This window comes from Mycobacterium paraintracellulare (genome assembly GCF_000276825.1).
In the GTDB taxonomy this organism is placed as follows: Bacteria; Actinomycetota; Actinomycetes; order Mycobacteriales; family Mycobacteriaceae; genus Mycobacterium; species Mycobacterium intracellulare.
In genome coordinates this window covers 304434-323476 of the sequence record NC_016948.1, presented here as the reverse complement: position 1 = coordinate 323476, position 19043 = coordinate 304434, and the positions used below count along the sequence as shown (strand labels likewise).

Sequence of the window (19043 nt, the reverse complement as noted above, 5' to 3'; positions counted from 1 at the left end):
CCACCACCGACAAAACCCGGCCACCCAAACAACGCCCGCCCACCCGAAGCTCAACCCAAAAGCCAACCTGTGGAAGAACTTCCAACTGTGGATAACTTCGAATGCACACGTTTAACGCCCGCCGAAGCGGGCACGCGGCCCGTATGTCAGTCACAGCGTTTCAAGACCTGCCGTTGGCCGACCGCGACCGGAAATGGGACGGTGGCGCCGCGGAGAAACGGGTCCGCAAGTGGGCCGGCGCCGAGGAGGCCCCGAACCAGAGGTACCGCGACGCCCACGTCTGGTACGACGGCGACAAAAAGGACAATTTCACCGGCTACAAGCTGCTGATCGCCGACGTCATCGGAGGAACCCTCAAGGCGGTGCCGCGCGGGGTGATGGCCGCCGGCGCGATCATGGACGGCGCGCGCGGCGGCATCGACATGCCGCACTCCGATGTCGATCGGGTCAAAAGCCACCTGGCGAAGTACTACAGGAAGATGGACGAAAGCCCTCCCTGGGAGCGCTGAACCCTGGGAGCGCCGATCAGATCGCGAGCGTCAGCTGCGACAGTCCGCGCAGCGTGACGTTGGTCTTGTACTGCGGTTCGCCGTCCAACCGGGCGTTCGGGAAACGCGCGGCGACCGCCGCCAGCGCCACGCTGGCCTCCAGCCGGGCCAACGGCGCACCCAGGCAGTAATGCGCCCCGCGGCCGAATCCCAAGTGCCGCAGGTTCTTCCGATCCGGATCGAACACATCGGGCCGGTCGTATTCGGCGGGGTCACGGTTGGCGCCGGCGAGCAGCAGCATCATGACATCACCCGCGGGCACCTCGACTCCCCCAATCACCATGTCGGCGAGCGCAATTCGACCAGCCAGCTGTACGGGCGGGTCGTAGCGCAGGGTCTCCTCCACGATCGCGGGCGCTCGGTCGGCGTCGGCGCCCAGGGCTGCCCACTGACCTGGGTTGCGCAGCACGGCCAACACGGCGTTCCCGATGAGGTTCACCGTGGTCTCGTGACCCGCGATGAGCAGCAGGTTGCAGGTCGAGACGATCTCTTCCTCGGTCAGTTGATCCCCCGACTCCTCCACGGCGATCAACCCCGACAGCAGGTCCTCACCGGGTCGTGACCGGCGCTTGTCGATCAGGCCGTGAAAGTAATCACGCAGCCACGTACCGGCCTGTTGTCGCTCATTGGCGACTTCCGCCGGCACGCCGGTGATCGTCGAAAACGGGTCCAGCGCCTGGGCGAGCAACGCCGACGCGCGGCTGAACTGCGGCTCGTCCTCGAGGGGCACACCGAGCAACCGGCAGATGACCGCGACCGGCAGGGGATAGGCGAAATCCTCGACGACTTCGAACTGGCCCTTCTCGGCGACCCGGTCGAGCAATCCGTCGACCAGCGAGCGGATGTCGGGTTGCAGCGCGCTCACCACCCTCGGCGCGAACGCCTTGCTGACCAGCTTGCGCAGCCGGGTGTGATCGGGCGGGTCGAGGAACAAGAATCCCGGCGGGCCCTGCCTGGGCGGTGCGGTGCCGGCCTCGGCCTGCCGCTTCGCGACCGTCGAGTTGGCGTTCTCGCTGCTCGACGACGGATGCCGCAACACCTCGTCGCAGTCGCGGTAGCTCAAGAAGACCACCAGGTTGGCGTCGGGCAGCTGCAACGGCCCGCGGTCGCGGAACTGCGCGCACAGCCGATACGGGTCGGCCCGGTTGGCGGGGTCCAGCAGCTGCAGCAATAGCCCCTGGGATTCGGTGGCTTCGGTGGGCGCGGTCGTCATCCTGACATTGTGCCCGCCCCCGATCCGCCGGGCCGCGCCCGTTCAGCGGCGCAGGAACGCCACAATATGGCGGGCCAGTTCTTCGCCGGCGTCCTCCTGCAGGAAATGTCCGGCGCCGCGGATCACCGGGTGGTCGATCCCCTACGCGCCGCGCATCTCGCGCTGAAAGATCGCGGCCATCGGCCCGGTGATGGGGTCGCTGTCACTGAAGGCGACCAGCATCGGCGTCGGACTCACCGACAGCTTGGCCCACGCGGCCTTGTTGGCCGCCGCGGCGGGATCGTCCGGAGAGGTGGGCACCAGCCCGGGCATGGCCCGGGGGCCGATGCAGTACTCGTCAGCGGGAAACGGCGCGTCGTAGCCCGCGCGTTCGGCATCGCTCATCGGCCGGCGACAGCCGCCCTGCACAAACGCGCCGATGTCGAGCGCCGGCGCCGACGTGATGGCCTCCCGGAAGCGCCACCAGATGTCGGCCATCGGCTGGTCCCCGTTCGGAAGCCCGGTGTTGGCGACGACGATCCGGGCAAACCGCTCGGGATGCTCTGCGGCGAGCCGCAATCCGATCAGCCCGCCCCAGTCCTGACCGACCAGGGTGACGTTGCGGAGGTCGAGGACATCGAACGCCAGCGCGCGCATCCATTCGACGTGGCGCGCATAGCTGTGGTCGTCGAGCCGGGTCGGCTTGTCCGAACGGCCGAAACCCACCAGGTCCGGGCAGACGACGCGGTGACCGTCGGCCACCAGTATCGGAATCATCTTGCGGTACAGGTACGACCACGACGGCTCGCCGTGCAGCATGAGAACCGGATCCGCATCTCCTGGTCCGTCTTCGATCCAGGCCACGCGCAGCGCACCGCCATCATCGTCGGGCAGTTCGCAATACCTTGGCGCATAAGGGAAACCAGGAATCTCGTCGAACCGCTCGTCGGGTGTGCGCAGTGTCTGCATGTCAGGTCCCTTCGGATAGTCCTGCCACAGCAGGATCCGCCATCAAGCGGTCGAGAAAACCGTGCTGGCCCTTCAGCAGCTTGGTGCGCGCCGCCCCCACCGCGAACCAGCCCACCCGATCGACCTCGGGAAACTCCCGCAGCGTGCCCGACCCCATTGGCCACTCCAGTTCGAACGTGTTGCTGCGCGCGTCGGTGATGTCGAGGTCGCTGTGCACGGCGAAGGCGGTCACCACCTTGGCGCCGGATTGTTTCAGCTGACCGAGGTCGACACGCGGCCCGGCCGGCACCGGCAACCCCAGCTCCTCGGCGAACTCGCGCTGCGCGGCCGCCCAGGGATCCTCCCCGTCGGCGTACTCGCCTTTCGGGATCGACCACGCGCCGTCGTCCTTGCGGGCCCAGAACGGCCCACCCGGGTGTGCGAGCAAGACCTCGACGACGCCGTCGCAGGTCCGGTACAGCATCACACCCGCGCTCAGCTTTGCCATCGACTTCTATTCTCCCACAGCGCGTTCCAGATCCTTGAGCGAGGATTCCAGATGCGCGAGCAGGCGCTGCAGGTGCGGCACGCTGCGCCGGCACCCCACCAGACCGAAGTCCAGATTGCCGGCGTTGCTGGCCAGGGTGATGTTCAGCGCCTGGCCGTCCAGCGCGATGGACAGCGGATAGTTGCCGTCGAGCCGCGCTCCCCCGTAGTAGATCGGCTGCGTGGGCCCCGGCACGTTCGAAATGATGATGTTGAAAGGCGGCGACGTCGACGCCACCCAGCCGGGCACCGCCGCCAACGCCAGCGCCGAGGTGTTGACGGCGGACAGCGCCAGCGCCTGAAGCCGCGGCAACTGCGAGAAGACCTTCTTGTTGCTGCACATCGAATCGCTGATGGTCAGCAGACGCTGCGCGGGATCGTCGGTGTCGGTCGCGAGGTTGCACAGGATGGCTCCGACCATGTTGCCACCGGCGTCGGCCTCTTCCTCGGTGCGCAGGCTCACCGGGACCATCGCGATCAGCGGCGTGTCCGGCAGCGCGTTCTGCTCGAGGAGGTAATAGCGCAGGGCCCCCGAACACATCGCCAAGACGACGTCGTTCACCGTGACGCCGGCGGCCCGCTTCACGCTTTTGATGCGGTCCAGCGACCAGGACTGCGCGGCGCAGCGGCGAGCGCCGCCGATCTTGACGTTCAGCATGGTCTTCGGCGCGCCGAACGGCAACGTCAGCTGCTGCTCGAGTAGCGCGGCGCGCGCCAGTCCTACCGTCGAGGGAGCAAGTGCCGCAACGGATCCCGCCGCACGGGCCAATGAACCCAAGCGAGACGACGGGCTGGATCTGCGCTTGGGTTTGCTCAGGCTCCACGGGGCGCGGATCTCGGGGTCGTCGGGGTCGGTGGACAGCGCGCGCTGCATCAGCTTCTGCGCCGAGACGCCGTCGATCAGTGCATGGTGCACCTTGGTGTAGATGGCGAACCGGCCGTCCTTGAGGCCTTCGACGATGTGCGTCTCCCACAACGGGCGATGACGGTCCAGCAGGGTGCTGTGCCACCGCGACGTCAGCTCGAGCAGTTCGCGGACCCGTTTGGGTGACGGCAGCGCCGAACGCCGGACGTGATAGTCGACATCGATGTCGTCGTCATACGACCACCCCAGGTTCGCGATGCCGCCGACGAACTTCGCGGGATGCTTGCGAAACGTGGGTTGGAACTCCCGCTGAGCGGTCAGTTGCTTGTGCAGCTCACGGGCGAAGCCTCGCCCGGCGCCCGGCGGGGGCTCGAACAACTGCAAGCCTCCGACGTGCATGGGATGTTCGCGAGACTCTCCCAGGAGAAAGATCGCGTCGGTGGGCATCATCAGTTCCATCCACCCATTAGACCGCGACTGACGCCGCTGTGTGCATGTCTGCCCAGATCGGCGACGAGCCGATCACCCGCCGGTCGGTCGCGGTGACCGCGAACGCGGCAGTCGGGCGGACGGTGATCGCGCGAGTCCCGTTGTCCCAGAAGGGTTCCAGCTACCAGCCGGTCACAACAGGTCGGTGATCGTCTTCAGCCCCGCGTCATAGAGCACACCGGGCAGCATCCCGCCGTCGCATTCGATGGTGGTGCCGTTGACGAAGTCGGCCTGCCCGCCCGCGAGGAACACGCACACCCGCCCCACCTCCGCGGGCTCGCCGGCGCGGCGCAGCGGAACGGCGGCGAAGTACCTCTCGCCGGTCGGATCGTCCTTGGGCAGCACAAACGACCGGAAGTTTTCCGTCATCGTCGGGCCCAACGCCACGCAGTTGACGCGGACCTTCGGCCCCCACTCCTCGGCCAGGGATCGGGTGAGGTGGTTGAGGCCGCTTTTGGCCGCGCCGTAGGAGACCAGCGTCGGCGATCCCGCCGGATGTCCCGCGCCGCTGGAGATGTTGATGATGCAACCGACGCCGTCCTGGGTCTGCATCTGCCGATAGGCGCGGATGGCGAACCACAGCGGGCTGATCAGGTTCATCTGCACCGCAAACGCATGGAACAGGGCGGTGCGCGCGTACTCGTCGTCGCTGGCGGGCGCGCCCTGAATGCGTTGCACCAGTTCGGGAATGCTCTCGACGTGCGGCGCCGGAACGGTGCCGCCGGCGTTGTTCACCAGGATGTCGACCCGGCCGTGGGCGGCCACGACGTCCGCGACGAACGAGTCGATCGACCGATAGTCACCCTGATCGCAGACCCTCTGGAAAGCGCGCGGCGCCCAGTCTTTTTCGATGCCGGGAAGGCCATCGAGCGGCGAACGCGAGCAGCCGATGACCGTCGCGCCCGCCCGCAGCAGCTCGTGGGCGATGCCGACGCCCACGCCGCGGCTGGTGCCGGTCACGATCGCGATCTTCCCGTCGAGGACGCTCATCAACAGACCCTTCCCGAAGTAGGCGATCATTGACAGTCACTGTCAGCAAGTCATAGCCTGCCATGTTGTTCGCCGATGTGTAAAGGTCGCGCACCGCAGTCCGGGAGGTCAATGATGAGTAGCCCGTCCAAACTTCGTGTCATCCAGTGGGCGACCGGCGGTGTGGGTAAGGCGGCGATCCAGTGCGTCCTCAATCACCCACAGCTGGAACTCGTCGGGTGCTGGGTGCACAGCGCGGACAAGAACGGTGTCGACGTCGGGCGGATCATCGGCACCCAGGATCTCGGTGTCACGGCCACCACGAGCGCCGACGAGGTGCTGGCGCTGGACGCCGACTGCGTCATGTACAGCCCGCTGATCCCCAACGACGACGAGGTCATCGCGATCCTGCGATCCGGCAAGAACGTCGTCACACCGGTCGGCTGGGTCTACCCCGACCCGGCCAACCCGCGCCACCGGGCCGTCGCCGACGCCGCGGCGGAAAGCGGTGTCACGCTGCATGGTTCGGGGATCCACCCCGGGGGCATCACGGAGCGATTCCCGCTCATGGTGTCCTCGTTGTCGTCGGCGATCACGCACGTGCGCGCCGAGGAGTTCTCCGACATCCGCACCTACAACGCACCCGACGTGGTCCGCCACATCATGGGATTCGGCGGCACGCCCGAGGAGGCCACCCAGGGGCCGATGGCCGGACTGCTCGACGGGGGCTTCAAGCAGTCGGTGCGGATGATCGCCGATCACATGGGTTTTCGCATCGACCCCAACATCAGGACCATCCAAGATGTCGCCGTGGCGACCGCGGAGATCGACTACGACCCCTTCCCGATCGCCGTCGGCACCGTGGCGGCGCGCCGCTTCCGCTGGCAAGCGCTGGTCGATGGCGAGCCGGTCATCACCGCGGCGGTCAACTGGCTGATGGGCGAGGAAAACCTCGATCCCGCCTGGGATTTCGGTGGGCGCGGCGAACGCTTCGAGGTCGACATCACCGGCGACCCCGACGTGAGCCTCACCTTCAAGGGGCTGCAGCCGGAGACGATCGCCGAAGGGCTGATCAAGAATCCCGGCGTCGTGGTCACTGCCAACCACTGCATCAACGCCGTTCCCGACGTCTGCGCCGCCGAACCGGGCATCAAGACCTACCTCGATCTGCCGTTGTTCGCCGGCCGCCCGGCCCCGAATCTCGCGGCGGGCAGGCCATGACCCTCGACGACGTGTCGTTCTGTCACCTCGTCGTCGGCGTCACCGACATGGACCGCGCACTGGCGTTCTACCGCGACGTCCTGGGCATGGACGTGGTCTTCGAAACGCTCATCTCCGGAGAGCCTTTCGATGCGGTGTTGCACGCGACCCGCAAGCAGGAGGGGCGGGTCGTCGGCGGGCTGCTGGGCGGGTTGATGATCGAGCTGCTGTCGATCGGCAGCAAGCCGACCGAACACAAACCGCGACGGGGCATCACCGGGATCCACAACGTCTCGCTGTCGGTGCCCGACCTCGACGACACCCATCGCCGCATCGTCTCCGCCGGTTACACCCCCGACCAGGATCCCTTCGAGATCGGCGGTGTCCGAATGTTTTTCGTCAAGGATCCGGACGGGACGCCGGTGGAGTTCATCGAACTGCCCAACGGCGCGCGGAGCACCTACGAACTGCACCGGGGCGTGGCGCTACAGATGGGACCCGCCGAATGAGCTACAGCCACCCCGATTCGATGCGCGGGCACGTCGCGATCGTCACCGGCGCCGCCCAGGGCGTCGGCAAGGGCGTGGCCACCGCGTTGCTCGAACGCGGCGCGGCGGTGCTGCTGGTCGACATCCAGGAGGAGGCCCTCGAGGCGACCACCACCGAACTCAGGGCGATCGGACGGGTCGAACGGCTCGTCGCAGACCTGCGCGACCCCGACAGTGCGCCGCGGATCGCGACCGCCGCGATCGACGCCTTCGGTACCGTGCACGGCCTGGTGAACAACGCGATCGCCACCAACGAGCCCAAGGCGTTCGTCGACATCACCACCGAAGACCTCGCGCTCGGCTACGACGTCGGGCCCCGGGCGACCTTCCTGCTCATGCAGGCCGTGCACCCGCTGATGGTCAGGGAGGGCGGCGGGTCGATCGTCAACCTCGGCTCCGGGACGGGTACCGGCGGCGAGCCCAAGTGGGGTGGGTACGCGGCCGCCAAGGAAGGCATCCGCGGACTGTCCAAGGTCGCGGCGCTCGAATGGGGACGCGACAACATCCGCGTCAACGTCATCTGCCCATTCGCCGAGTCGGACGGCGTCAAGTACTGGAAGTCGTTCGCGCCCAAGGAATACGAGAAGGCCGTGGGCCGCGTCCCGATGAAGCGCATCGGCGACGTCCGCACCGACGTGGGCGCGCTGGTGGCGTTCCTGCTCGGCAGTGACGCGACGTTCATCACCGGGCAGACCATCCACGTCGACGGCGGGATCGGCTGCTTCCGGTGACCTCGCCCACCCGACCAGAGTCGCTCCGCGATCGGCAGCGCGCGCAGATCCGCGCCGACATCCGGCGCGCGGCGTTCCGGCTGTTCGTGGAGCGCGGGTATGACGCGGTGACGACGGAGGAAATCGCCACGGCCGCAGGCGTTTCCCCGCGCACCTTCTTCCGCCACGTGCCGGCGAAGGAGGAGCTGCTGCTTGCGCCGGTGCGCTATGGCGGCGCCGCGATAGTCAACCTCCTCGAAGGCCGCCCGGCCGCCGAACCACCCGACATCGCGCTGATCAACGCCATCGTCACCCGCACCCGCTCGTTCGAGCAGGCCGACACCGAGGAATGGCGCGAAGCCCTGCTGGTGGCCCCCGACCTGCTCGACAAGGTCACGGTGCACCGGCCCGCCGACAAGGACCGGGCGACCAAACTCATCGCCGAACGAATGGGCGTCAACGCCGACGCCGATCTGCGTCCGGGCTTGCTGGTCCAACTGGCCTTCGCGGCGGCGGATTTCGCTTTCCAGCAATGGGTACGACAATCGGGAAAGCCGCGGCCGCTCGACCGCTACGTCACCGAGGCTCTCGACGCGGTCAAAAGCCCGCACTGGAAACGGAAGTGAGCGGTCAGCGTCGGTGCAACACCTCGGGATTGGCGATCCGAACGGGCGTCCCGTCCAGCCATGCCACCACTGACTCCACGGTGTCGGAGTAGAAGGCGCCGAGCATCTCGCGGGTGACGTACCCCAGGTGGGGAGACAGCGTCACATTCGGCAGCCGCCGCAACCGGTGATCGCCGGGCAGCGGTTCGACGTCGTACACGTCCAGCCCGGCACCGGCGATGCGCCCCGACTCCAACGCCGCGAGCAGCGCAGCCTCGTCGACGATCGGACCCCGCGACGTGTTGATCAGGTAGGCGTGCGGCTGCATCAAGGCCAGCTCGGACGCGCCGACCAGCCCCCGGGTGCGCTCCGAGAGCACCACATGGATGGAGACCACGTCGGAGGCAGCGAACAGCTCCGACTTCTGCACGCGCCGGGCCCCCACGCTCGCGGCGGTGTCCGCGGTGAGATTTTGGCTCCACGCGATCACGTCCATGCCGAACGCCTTGGCATACTCGGCCATTCGTCTGCCGACCCTGCCCAGACCGAGCAGGCCGAGCGTCTTGCCCGCCAGCGTCATACCTGCGGCGCTCTGCCAACCGCCGTCGCGCATGTTGCGATGCTCTTCGGCGAGATTGCGCACCGTCGCGATCATCAGGCCCCACGCGAGTTCCGGCGTCGCATCGCGCATTGCCCTGAATCGGGGATGCGCGAAATCGGAGTGAGCGACCAGGATCCCGTGCTCGGTGGCGGCGGCCAGGTCCAGGTTCGGCAGGCTCCTGCCGACGATGGTGATCAGTTTCAGGTTCGGCAGCCGCGCGATGAGGGTCGACGGAAACGCCATCCGCTCGCGCAGGGTGCACACCACGTCGAACGGCCGCAGCGCTTCGGCGGCCGCGTCCTCGGAGAGGTGGCGATCGAAAACGGTTACCTCCGAGCGTGTCTGCACGGGCGACCAGTCGGCGACCCGCAACGCCACTCCCGCGTAGTCGTCGAGTACCGCGACCTTGGGCATGGCTCACTCGATCATCGCGTTGCCGTGCCCGTCAAGACCGGGCACTGTGGACCCATGGGCGTTGTCGTGATCGGCCAGATCGCACGCGATCTGGTGCTGCGTACCGATGGGCCGCCGACGACCGACGATTCCACCACGGTCCTGCAGCGCAAGGAGCTGCTGGGCGGCAAGGGCGCCAATCAGGCGGTCGGCCTGGCGCAGCTGGGTGTACCGGTCGCCCTCATCGCGGTGGCCGGTGACGACGACGCGGGGACGTCGATCCTGGCGCAGGCCCAACGGGACGGCATCGACGTCGGCGGCGTCGCGCGTCGCGGCACCACGGCGCTGTTGATCGATGTGGTCCCAAAACCGCCGGAACGCATGCTCCTCGAAGACGTGCCCGAAAGCTCGCTGATCCAAGTCGCCGACCTCGATCGGTCCGTGTTCGACACCGCCGACACCGTTTCCATTCAGCTGCAGCAGCCGCCGGCCACCGCGTTGGAAGCCGCGCAACGCGCTCGGCGGCGGGGTCTGCGCGTCGTGGCCGACGGCGCGCCCGCCGAGCACATTCGGGCCGACCTGCTCGCGGCGGTCGACGTGATCCGCGCCGACGCCACGGAAGCCTCGCTCATCGCGGGCCGGGAGATCGGCACGGCGGCGCAGGCGCGCGAGCTGGCCGACCGCCTGTTGGCCTGCGGTCCGGGACTGGTCGCCCTCGCGGTTCCGAAGGTCGGTGACCTGGTGGCGTGGGACGGTGGCAGCCGGCTCTTCGAATTCGCCGACGTCGACGTGGTGGATCCGACCGGCGCGGGCGACGCGTTCGTGGCCGGGCTGATCGCCGCGCTGCGTGATGGCGCCGCACCACCGGAGGCCGGCGAGCTTGCGGCCGCGGCCGCCAGCGCCACCGTTCAGCGCCTCGGCGGCCGGCCCGACCTGACCGCGCTCAAGGCGTGATCGCCGGCGGATACGGCAGATCGGTGCTGCTGTGGGGGTCGACGTACACCGGATGGCCGAGGTATGGGAACGCGCGTTGCGGGCACGCGGGCCGGTCGCAGATCTTGCAGCCGGCGCCGATCGGCACGATCGACTCGGCGTCGCCCAAATCGATGCCGACGGAGTAGATCAGCTTCTCCGCGTGCGCGACGTCACACCCCAGTCCGATGGCGAAACTCTTGTCCGGGCCGAGGTATCGGCTCGGCTCCGTCGTGGTGGTTCGCGCGACCCAGAAGTAGGTGCGCTCGTCGGGCATCTGCGCGACTTGGGTCAGAAACTGGCCGGGCCGCGAGAACGCGTGGTGGACCACCCACAGCGGACAGTTGCCGCCGACGCGTGAGAAGTGAAAAGCGGTGGCGGACTGGCGTTTAGAGATGTTGCCGGCGCTGTCGGTGCGGACGAAGATGAACGGCACGCCCCGCGCGTTCGGGCGCTGCAGGGTGGACAGCCGGTGGCAGATGGTTTCGAATCCCACCTCGAATCGCCTTGCCAGCTGGTCGATGTCGTAGCGGACGTCCTCGGCGGCCTCGAGGAATCTCAGGTAGGGAAGCAGCAGGGCGCCGGCGAAATAGTTGGCCAGCCCGATGCGCGCCACGCTGCGGGCGTCGTCGCTGAGCTGGTCGTCGCCGGCGATGATCCCGGTGATCAACTTGGCCTGGGTGAGCAGGGCGATCTGGGTGGCGAGTTGAAAGGCACGCTGGCCCGGATGCAGCCACCGAGCCAGGTACAGGGTTTTCGATTCGGGCGCAAACCGGCGTTTGGAGTTGGGATCCAACACCTGACCGTCGTCGATCACCACCGAGACGCCGAGCTGTTCGGCGAGCAGCTCCGCGAGCTGGCCGTCGAGTCCGCCGATTCGCAAGTGGTTCTTGGTGAACAGCTCTTCGGCCGCGAGATCCAGTTCGCCGATGTAGTTCTTGCGGTCGTAGAAGAAATCGCGAACCTCTTCGAACGGCATCGGCTGCTGGGACAGCGACGACGCGTCCGAGACTTCCGAATTCGCGCGACTGTGCAGGGCCTCCAGGTCGGCCGTCGTGTCGTGCAGCCGCCTGTGCAGGTTGACCAGGGTCTGACCGATCGCGGGCATGCGGGCGACGAGCTCCTCGACCTGCCCGGCCGTCGCGGGCGCCTCGGCGAGCACCTCCCGCAGGTCGGAGATCAAGCGGGCGTCGGACTCCGGCGCGAAGTACTGGCTCGGCAGGTCGAATCGTTCGGTGAGCGTGAGCAGTACCGGCACGGTGATCGGGCGCTGGTCGTTTTCCAGCTGGTTGACGTAGCTGGTCGACAGCCCCAGGACGCGGGCCAGCGCCACCTGGGTCAGCCCCAGTTCCTCGCGCAATCGCCGTAGCCGCGCGCCGGCGAACGTCTTCGCCACGGAACCCACCGTACGCCCAACTCCTTTCACAAGATTCGCAAACTGCCGCGGACAAGGACACAAGATTACGCTTTTACAGGGGATTTACGCCGACTTCAGCCCTGCGTACTGTGCGAGTTATGCGCATTCATGATGTTCGAACCCGTCGTAGCGCCGACGACTTCCCCCGCAGTGAACACCTCGCGTGGAAGATCGCCGAGGTCGCGGCCGACCTGGTCGCCGTGCCCGCCGACGTCGAGGCGATGGTGATCAACCGCATCATCGACAACGCCGCCGTCTCGGCCGCCTCGCTGCTCCGCCGGCCGGTGGCGGTCGCGCGGGCTCAGGCGCGGGCGCACCCCGCCGCGGCCAAGGGCGCCAAGGTTTTCGGGATCGAGGGCGACTACTCCCCGGAGTGGGCGGCCTGGGCCAACGGCGTCGCGGTGCGCGAATTGGATTTCCACGACACGTTTCTGGCCGCCGAGTACTCGCATCCCGGTGACAACATTCCCGCCCTGGTGGCGGTGGCGCAGCACCTGGGGATCGGCGGCGCCGACCTGATCCGGGGCATCGCGACCGGCTACGAGATCCAGATCGACCTGGTCAAGGGAATCTGCCTGCACGAGCACAAGATTGACCACGTCGCGCACCTGGGCCCGTCGGTGGCAGCCGGCCTGGGCACGATGTTGGGCCTGGACAAAGAGACCATCTATCAGGCGATCGGCCAGGCGCTGCACCTGACGACGTCGACCCGGCAGTCGCGCAAGGGCCTGATCTCGAGCTGGAAGGCGTACGCGCCCGCCTGGGCGGGCAAGGTCGCCATCGAGGCCGTCGACCGCGCCATGCGCGGTGAGGGCGCGCCGGCCCCGATCTGGGAGGGCGAGGACGGCGTGATCGGCTGGCTGCTTTCGGGGCCCGAGCACACCTATCACGTCCCGCTGCCCGAGCCCGGCGAGCCGAAGCGCGCCATCCTCGACAGCTACACCAAGGAACACTCGGCGGAGTATCAGAGTCAGGCGCTGATCGACCTCGCGCGCCGGATGCGCGAACGGATCGGCGATTTGAACCAGGTCGCGACCATCGTGCTGCACACCAGCCATCACACCCACTACGTGATCGGCACCGGGTCGGGCGATCCGCAGAAGTTCGATCCCGACGCTTCGCGCGAGACGCTGGATCACTCGGTGATGTACATCTTCGCGGTCGCGCTGCAGGACGGCACCTGGCATCACGAGCGCTCGTATGCGCCGCAGCGGGCGCGTCGCCCCGACACCGTCGAGCTGTGGCACAAGATCTCGACGGTCGAGGATCCCGAATGGACCCGGCGCTACCACTCGACCGATCCGGCGGAGAAGGCGTTCGGCGCGCGCGCGGAGGTCACCCTCAAGAACGGCGAGGTCATCGTCGACGAGCTCGCCGTCGCCGACGCTCATCCGCTGGGGGCGCGGCCATTCGAGCGCAAGCAGTACGTCGGGAAGTTCACCGAGCTGGCCGAGGGCGTGGTCGGCGAGGGCGAGCAGCAGCGGTTCCTGTCGGCGGCCGAAGCCCTGGCGGACCTGCAGGCGGGCGCTTTGGGCGCGCTCAACATCACGGTCGCTCCGCTGATTCTCGACAAGGCGCCCGCGATCGGGCCGGGGATTTTCTGATGGGCGGGCTGATCGGCGGGGCCGTTCCGGCGACCGACAAGCGGGCGCGGTTCCGCGACGCGCTGGAAAGCGGTCGGCTGCAACGGTTCCCGGGCGCCTTCTCACCACTGGTGGCCAAGCTCGTCGCCGAGCTCGGGTTCGACGGCGTGTACGTGTCGGGCGCGGCGCTTTCGGCCGACCTCGGCCTGCCCGACATCGGCCTGACCACCCTGACCGAGGTCAGCGGGCGAGGCGCCCAGATCGCGGGGGTGAGCGACCTGCCCACCCTGATCGACGCCGACACCGGCTTCGGTGAGCCGATGAGCGCGGCGCGTACCGTGACGGTGCTCGAGGACGCCGGCCTGGCGGGCTGCCACCTGGAGGACCAGGAAAACCCCAAGCGCTGCGGGCATCTCGACGGCAAGGCCGTGGTGCCGGCCGGCGAGATGATCAAACGGCTGCGGGCCGCCGTCTCCGCGCGCCGCGACCCGAATTTCATCGTCTGCGCCCGCACCGATGCCGCCGGCATCGAGGGGGTGGGGGCGGCGATCGAGCGCGCCAAGGCCTACGCCGACGCGGGTGCGGACCTGATCTTCACCGAAGCCTTGGGCAGCCCAACGGAATTCGAGCGGTTCCGCACCGCGGTGGACACACCCTTGCTGGCCAACATGACCGAGTTCGGCAAGTCGCCGCTGCTGACCACCCAACAGCTGTCCGACATCGGCTACAACGTGGTGATCTACCCCGTCACCACGCTGCGGCTGGCCATGCACGCCGTCGAGGCGGGCCTTCGCGAAATCGCCGAGACCGGAACACAATCCGGCCTGACCGAGCGGATGCAGCACCGCAGCCGCCTCTACGAACTGCTGCGCTACGCCGATTACACCCAATTCGATTCCGACCTCTACAACTTTTCCGTCCAAGGAGTCGCGCCATGAGCACCGTCGAAGACAACAAGCCCCGCATTTACAAAGGCCTGGCCGGCGTCGTCGTCGACACCACCGCCATCTCCAAGGTCGTCCCGGAGACCAACTCGCTGACCTACCGCGGGTACGCCGTGCAGGACCTCGCGGCCACGTGCAGCTTCGAGCAGGTCGCCTACCTGCTGTGGCACGGCGAGTTGCCCGACGAGCAGCAGCTGGCGCTGTTCACCCAGCGGGAACGAGCGGCGCGTCGGCTGAACCGGTCCCAGTTGTCGCTGCTGACCAAGTTGCCCGACACCTGCCACCCCATGGACGTCGTGCGCACCTTCGTCAGCTCGATGGGCGCCGAAGATCCCGATGAGGACGACAACAGCCCGGGGGCCAACTACGCCAAGGCCTTGCGGATGTTCGCGGTGCTGCCCACCGTCGTCGCGGCCGACATGCGCCGCCGGCGCGGACTGGAACCCATCGCGCCCCACAGCCACATGAGCTACGCCCAGAATTTCTTGCACATGTGCTTCGGCGACGTCCCCGAGCAGGTGATCGTCGACGCGTTCGAACAGTCGATGGTGCTCTACGCCGAGCACAGCTTCAACGCCTCCACCTTCGCCGCGCGCGTGGTCACCTCGACCCAGTCCGACATCTACAGCGCGGTCACGGCCGCCATCGGTGCGCTCAAGGGCTCGCTGCACGGCGGGGCCAACGAAGCGGTCATGCACGACATGATCGAAATCGGAAGCGCCGAACGGGCTTCGGAGTGGTTGTCTGGCAAGCTGGATCGCAAAGACAAGATCATGGGCTTCGGTCACCGCGTCTACAAGAACGGCGACTCCCGGGTGCCGACCATGAAGGCGGCGCTCACGCGCGTCGCCGCGGCGCGCGACGGTCAGAGGTGGCTTGACATCTACGAGGTCCTGGAAAAGGGGATGGCCCAAGCCAATGGCATCAAGCCGAACCTGGACTTTCCCACCGGCCCGGCCTATTACCTGATGGGCTTCGACATCGGGGCTTTCACCCCGATTTTCGTGATGAGCCGGATCACCGGATGGACGGCGCACATCATCGAGCAGACCGCGTCGAACGCGTTGATCCGTCCGCTGAGCGAGTATGTCGGACCGCCGCAACGCGCTCTATCGTAAGTACCGTGTTGACGAAAGTCCTGGTCGCCAATCGCGGTGAGATCGCGATCCGCGCCTTCCGCGCCGCCTACGAACTGGAAATGGCCACCGTGGCGGTCTACCCCTACGAGGACCGCAATTCGGTGCACCGGCTCAAGGCCGACGAGTCGTACCAGATCGGTGAGGAGGGCCACCCGGTCCGCGCCTACCTGTCGGTCGACGACATCGTCGCCACGGCGCAGGCGTGCGGGGCGGACGCCATCTACCCGGGCTACGGGTTCCTGTCCGAGAACCCGGACCTGGCGGCGGCGTGCGCGGCCGCGGGCATCACGTTCGTCGGCCCGAGCGCCGAGGTGCTCGAGCTCACCGGCAACAAGGCGCGCGCGATCGCGGCGGCGCGGGCGGCGGGCCTGCCGGTGCTGGCGTCCTCGGCGCCCTCGACATCGGTGGACGAGCTGGTGACAGCCGCCGAGTCGATGACATTTCCGCTGTTCGTCAAGGCGGTCGCCGGTGGTGGCGGCCGCGGGATGCGCCGGGTCACCGACCCCGCGGCGCTGCCGGAGGCGATCGAGGCGGCCAGCCGGGAGGCCGAATCCGCCTTCGGGGATGCCTCGGTGTTTCTCGAACAGGCGGTGATCAACCCGCGCCACATCGAGGTCCAGATCCTGGCGGACAACCACGGCAACGTGATCCACCTCTACGAACGGGACTGCAGCGTGCAGCGGCGGCACCAGAAGGTGATCGAGATCGCCCCGGCGCCGAACCTGGATCCACAACTGCGCGAACGTATTTGCGCCGACGCGGTGGCGTTCGCGCAAAGCATCGGCTACACCTGCGCGGGCACGGTCGAGTTCTTGCTCGACGAACGCGGCAATCACGTGTTCATCGAGATGAATCCCCGCATCCAGGTGGAGCACACGGTGACCGAGGAGATCACCGACGTCGACCTGGTGTCCGCCCAGCTGCGCATCGCGTCCGGTCAAACGCTGGAAGAGATTGGCCTGCACCAGGGTTCGATCGTCCCGCACGGCGCGGCGCTGCAATGCCGCATCACCACCGAAGACCCGGCGAACGGTTTCCGCCCGGACACCGGCCGCATCACCGCCTACCGCACCCCGGGCGGCGCGGGAATACGACTGGACGGCGGCACCACCCTGGGCGCGGAGATCAGCGCGCATTTCGACTCGATGCTGATCAAGCTCAGTTGCCGGGGCCGCGACTTCCCCACCGCGGTGCGCCGCGCCCGGCGGGCGGTCGCGGAGTTCCGCATCCGCGGTGTGTCGACGAATATCCCCTTCCTGCAAGCGGTCCTGGACGACCCCGACTTCCAGGCCGGGCGCATCACCACGTCGTTCATCGAGGAACGCCCGCAGCTGCTCACCGCGCGCAGCTCGGCCGACCGCGGCACCAAGATCCTCAACTACCTGGCCGACGTCACCGTCAACAAGCCCCACGGTGAGCGCCCGTCAACGGTGTACCCGCACGACAAGCTGCCCGACATCGACCTGTCGACCGACCCACCCGCGGGCTCCAAGCAGCGTCTGACCGAACTCGGACCCCAGCGATTCGCGGCCTGGCTCCGCGAGTCGCGCGGCGTCGCCGTCACGGACACCACGTTCCGCGACGCGCACCAGTCGCTGCTGGCGACCCGCGTCCGCACCAGCGGCCTGATCAAGGTCGCGCCCTACCTCGCGCGGACCATGCCGCAACTGTTGTCGGTGGAGTGCTGGGGCGGCGCAACTTACGATGTGGCGCTGCGGTTCTTGAAGGAGGACCCCTGGGAGCGGCTGGCGGCGCTGCGGGAGGCGATGCCCAACATCTGCCTGCAGATGCTGCTGCGCGGACGCAACACCGTCGGCTACACGCCCTATCCGGAGACGGTGACGACGGCGTTCGTCGAGGAGGCGACGGCCACCGGCATCGACATCTTCCGGATCTTCGACGCGTTGAACAACGTCGACTCGATGCGCCCGGCCATCGACGCGGTGCGCGACACCGGGGCGGCGGTGGCCGAGGTGGCGATGTCCTACACCGGGGATCTCAGCGATCCGGCCGAAAAGCTTTACACGCTCGACTATTACCTCAAGTTGGCCGAACAGATCGTCGAAGCGGGCGCGCACGTCCTGGCGATCAAGGACATGGCCGGGTTGTTACGCGCGCCGGCCGCCGCGACGCTGGTCTCGGCGCTCAAATCCCGGTTCGACCTGCCGGTGCACGTGCATACCCACGACACCCCGGGCGGACAACTCGCGAGCTACGTGGCGGCCTGGCACGCGGGGGCCGACGCCGTCGACGGTGCCGCTGCCCCGCTCGCGGGGACCACCAGCCAGCCCGCGCTGTCATCGATCGTGGCCGCCGCCGCCAACACCGACTACGACACCGGGTTGTCGCTGCCGGCGGTGTGCGACCTGGAACCGTACTGGGAGGCGCTGCGAAAGGTGTACGCGCCGTTCGAATCCGGGCTGCCGTCCCCGACGGGCCGCGTCTACCACCACGAGATCCCCGGTGGCCAACTGTCGAACCTGCGCCAGCAGGCCATCGCGCTGGGGCTCGGCGACCGGTTCGAGGACATCGAAAACGCCTACGCCGGCGCCGACGCCATCCTCGGGCACCTCGTCAAGGTCACGCCGTCGAGCAAGGTGGTCGGCGACCTGGCGCTGGCGCTGGTCGGGGCCGGCGTCAGCGCGCAAGACTTCGCCGAAGATCCCGCGCGCTATGACATCCCGGATTCGGTGATCGGGTTCCTGCGCGGCGAACTCGGCGATCCGCCCGGCGGCTGGCCGGAGCCGTTGCGTACCAAGGCGTTAGACGGCCGCGGCCCGGCCAAGCCCGAGCAGCCGCTGACGGCCGACGATGAAAAGGCGTTGGCCACACCGGGCGCCGAACGGCAGGCGGCGCTGAACCGGCTGCTGTTCCCCGGGCCGGCCAGAGAGCTCGAGGACCACCGCGAGGCCTACGGCGACACCTCCGGATTGAGCGCCAACCAGTTCTTCTACGGGCTGCGCCAGGGGGACGAGCATCGCGTGGAGCTGGAGCGCGGTGTGGAGCTGCTGATCGGGTTGGAGGCCATCTCCGACCCCGACGAACGCGGCATGCGCACCGTGATGTGCATCCTCAACGGTCAGCTGCGGCCCGTCGTGGTGCGCGACCGCAGCATCGCCACCGACGTCCCGGCCGCCGAGAAGGCCGACCGCGCCAATCCCGATCACGTCGCCGCCCCCTTTGCCGGCGTCGTCACGGTCACCGCCGAGGTCGGCGAGGAGGTCGAGGCCGGCCAGACGATCGCGACGATCGAGGCCATGAAGATGGAGGCCGCCGTCACCACCCCCAAGGCCGGCAAGGTCGCGCGAATCGCGGTGTCGCGCACCGCACAAGTCGAGGGCGGCGACCTCCTGGTGGTGATCGACTAGCGGCGA

The 19043-nt window shown here is 68.0% G+C and carries 16 protein-coding genes and 1 pseudogene; 10 read left to right on the top strand and 7 right to left on the bottom strand.

The window, feature by feature from the left end; all coding sequences use genetic code 11:
• The first annotated feature begins 143 nt into the window (after window positions 1-143).
• Window positions 144-509 (top strand): hypothetical protein, encoded by a 366-nt coding sequence (locus OCQ_RS01560; RefSeq protein ID WP_014383672.1) that lies wholly within the window; start codon window positions 144-146, stop codon window positions 507-509.
• Window positions 510-525: 16 nt separating this feature from the next.
• Here OCQ_RS01560 and OCQ_RS01555 read toward each other — a convergent pair whose 3' ends face one another.
• The 5 genes and pseudogenes from OCQ_RS01555 to OCQ_RS01535 form a co-directional block, all read right to left on the bottom strand.
• Window positions 526-1761 (bottom strand): cytochrome P450, encoded by a 1236-nt coding sequence (locus tag OCQ_RS01555; protein WP_014383671.1) that lies wholly within the window; start codon window positions 1759-1761, stop codon window positions 526-528.
• A gap of 42 nt (window positions 1762-1803) precedes the next feature.
• Window positions 1804-2709: pseudogene (locus OCQ_RS01550) on the bottom strand (haloalkane dehalogenase).
• 1 nt (window position 2710) lies between these two features.
• Window positions 2711-3196: an NUDIX domain-containing protein gene (locus OCQ_RS01545; RefSeq protein WP_014383669.1), complete on the bottom strand. Its 486-nt coding sequence runs from the start codon at window positions 3194-3196 to the stop codon at window positions 2711-2713.
• A gap of 6 nt (window positions 3197-3202) precedes the next feature.
• Entirely contained in the window at window positions 3203-4558 is a 1356-nt protein-coding gene (locus OCQ_RS01540) for a WS/DGAT/MGAT family O-acyltransferase (protein WP_008263192.1), read from the bottom strand.
• A gap of 162 nt (window positions 4559-4720) precedes the next feature.
• Window positions 4721-5578 (bottom strand): SDR family NAD(P)-dependent oxidoreductase, encoded by an 858-nt coding sequence (locus tag OCQ_RS01535; protein WP_041785350.1) that lies wholly within the window; start codon window positions 5576-5578, stop codon window positions 4721-4723.
• 114 nt (window positions 5579-5692) lie between these two features.
• Here OCQ_RS01535 and OCQ_RS01530 point away from each other — a divergent pair, with 114 nt between their 5' ends.
• Genes OCQ_RS01530 through OCQ_RS01515 form a run of 4 tightly spaced genes read left to right on the top strand, consistent with a single transcriptional unit; the run spans window position 5693 to window position 8641 of the window.
• Entirely contained in the window at window positions 5693-6778 is a 1086-nt protein-coding gene (locus OCQ_RS01530; RefSeq protein WP_029385323.1) for an NAD(P)H-dependent amine dehydrogenase family protein, read from the top strand.
• The gene (locus OCQ_RS01525) at window positions 6775-7266 is read left to right on the top strand and encodes a VOC family protein (protein ID WP_014381658.1); all 492 of its coding nucleotides are present in this window, start codon (window positions 6775-6777) and stop codon (window positions 7264-7266) included. The genes OCQ_RS01530 and OCQ_RS01525 overlap by 4 nt, the downstream gene beginning before the upstream one ends.
• Entirely contained in the window at window positions 7263-8036 is a 774-nt protein-coding gene (locus tag OCQ_RS01520) for an SDR family NAD(P)-dependent oxidoreductase (RefSeq protein ID WP_014381657.1), read from the top strand. Before OCQ_RS01525 ends, OCQ_RS01520 begins: the two co-directional genes overlap by 4 nt.
• A complete protein-coding gene (locus OCQ_RS01515; RefSeq protein ID WP_009956709.1) occupies window positions 8033-8641 on the top strand; it encodes a TetR/AcrR family transcriptional regulator in 609 nt (202 codons plus the stop codon). Before OCQ_RS01520 ends, OCQ_RS01515 begins: the two co-directional genes overlap by 4 nt.
• 4 nt (window positions 8642-8645) lie before the next feature.
• Here OCQ_RS01515 and OCQ_RS01510 read toward each other — a convergent pair whose 3' ends face one another.
• Window positions 8646-9635 (bottom strand): D-2-hydroxyacid dehydrogenase family protein, encoded by a 990-nt coding sequence (locus tag OCQ_RS01510; RefSeq protein WP_009956710.1) that lies wholly within the window; start codon window positions 9633-9635, stop codon window positions 8646-8648.
• A gap of 54 nt (window positions 9636-9689) precedes the next feature.
• Between OCQ_RS01510 and OCQ_RS01505 the strand changes: the two genes are divergently transcribed.
• Window positions 9690-10568: a PfkB family carbohydrate kinase gene (locus OCQ_RS01505; protein WP_014383665.1), complete on the top strand. Its 879-nt coding sequence runs from the start codon at window positions 9690-9692 to the stop codon at window positions 10566-10568.
• On the opposite strand, the gene OCQ_RS01500 is transcribed toward OCQ_RS01505, so the two are convergent.
• Window positions 10558-11991 carry a short-chain fatty acyl-CoA regulator family protein gene (locus tag OCQ_RS01500; RefSeq protein WP_139826584.1) on the bottom strand — a complete coding sequence of 478 codons (1434 nt, stop codon included), beginning with the start codon at window positions 11989-11991 and terminating at the stop codon, window positions 10558-10560. The two genes, OCQ_RS01505 and OCQ_RS01500, sit on opposite strands and share 11 nt — an antisense overlap.
• A 110-nt stretch (window positions 11992-12101) precedes the next feature.
• Here OCQ_RS01500 and prpD point away from each other — a divergent pair, with 110 nt between their 5' ends.
• From prpD to OCQ_RS01480, 4 genes are read left to right on the top strand one after another with little or no spacing between them, the layout of a single operon-like run.
• The gene (gene prpD, locus OCQ_RS01495) at window positions 12102-13607 is read left to right on the top strand and encodes a 2-methylcitrate dehydratase PrpD (RefSeq protein WP_014383663.1); all 1506 of its coding nucleotides are present in this window, start codon (window positions 12102-12104) and stop codon (window positions 13605-13607) included.
• Entirely contained in the window at window positions 13607-14524 is a 918-nt protein-coding gene (gene prpB / locus OCQ_RS01490; protein ID WP_014383662.1) for a methylisocitrate lyase, read from the top strand. Before prpD ends, prpB begins: the two co-directional genes overlap by 1 nt.
• Window positions 14521-15648, top strand: a complete 1128-nt coding sequence (locus OCQ_RS01485; protein WP_009956716.1) for a bifunctional 2-methylcitrate synthase/citrate synthase — start codon at window positions 14521-14523, stop codon at window positions 15646-15648. The genes prpB and OCQ_RS01485 overlap by 4 nt, the downstream gene beginning before the upstream one ends.
• Window positions 15649-15653: 5 nt before the next feature.
• The gene (locus OCQ_RS01480; protein WP_014383661.1) at window positions 15654-19037 is read left to right on the top strand and encodes a pyruvate carboxylase; all 3384 of its coding nucleotides are present in this window, start codon (window positions 15654-15656) and stop codon (window positions 19035-19037) included.
• Window positions 19038-19043: the final 6 nt, after the last annotated feature.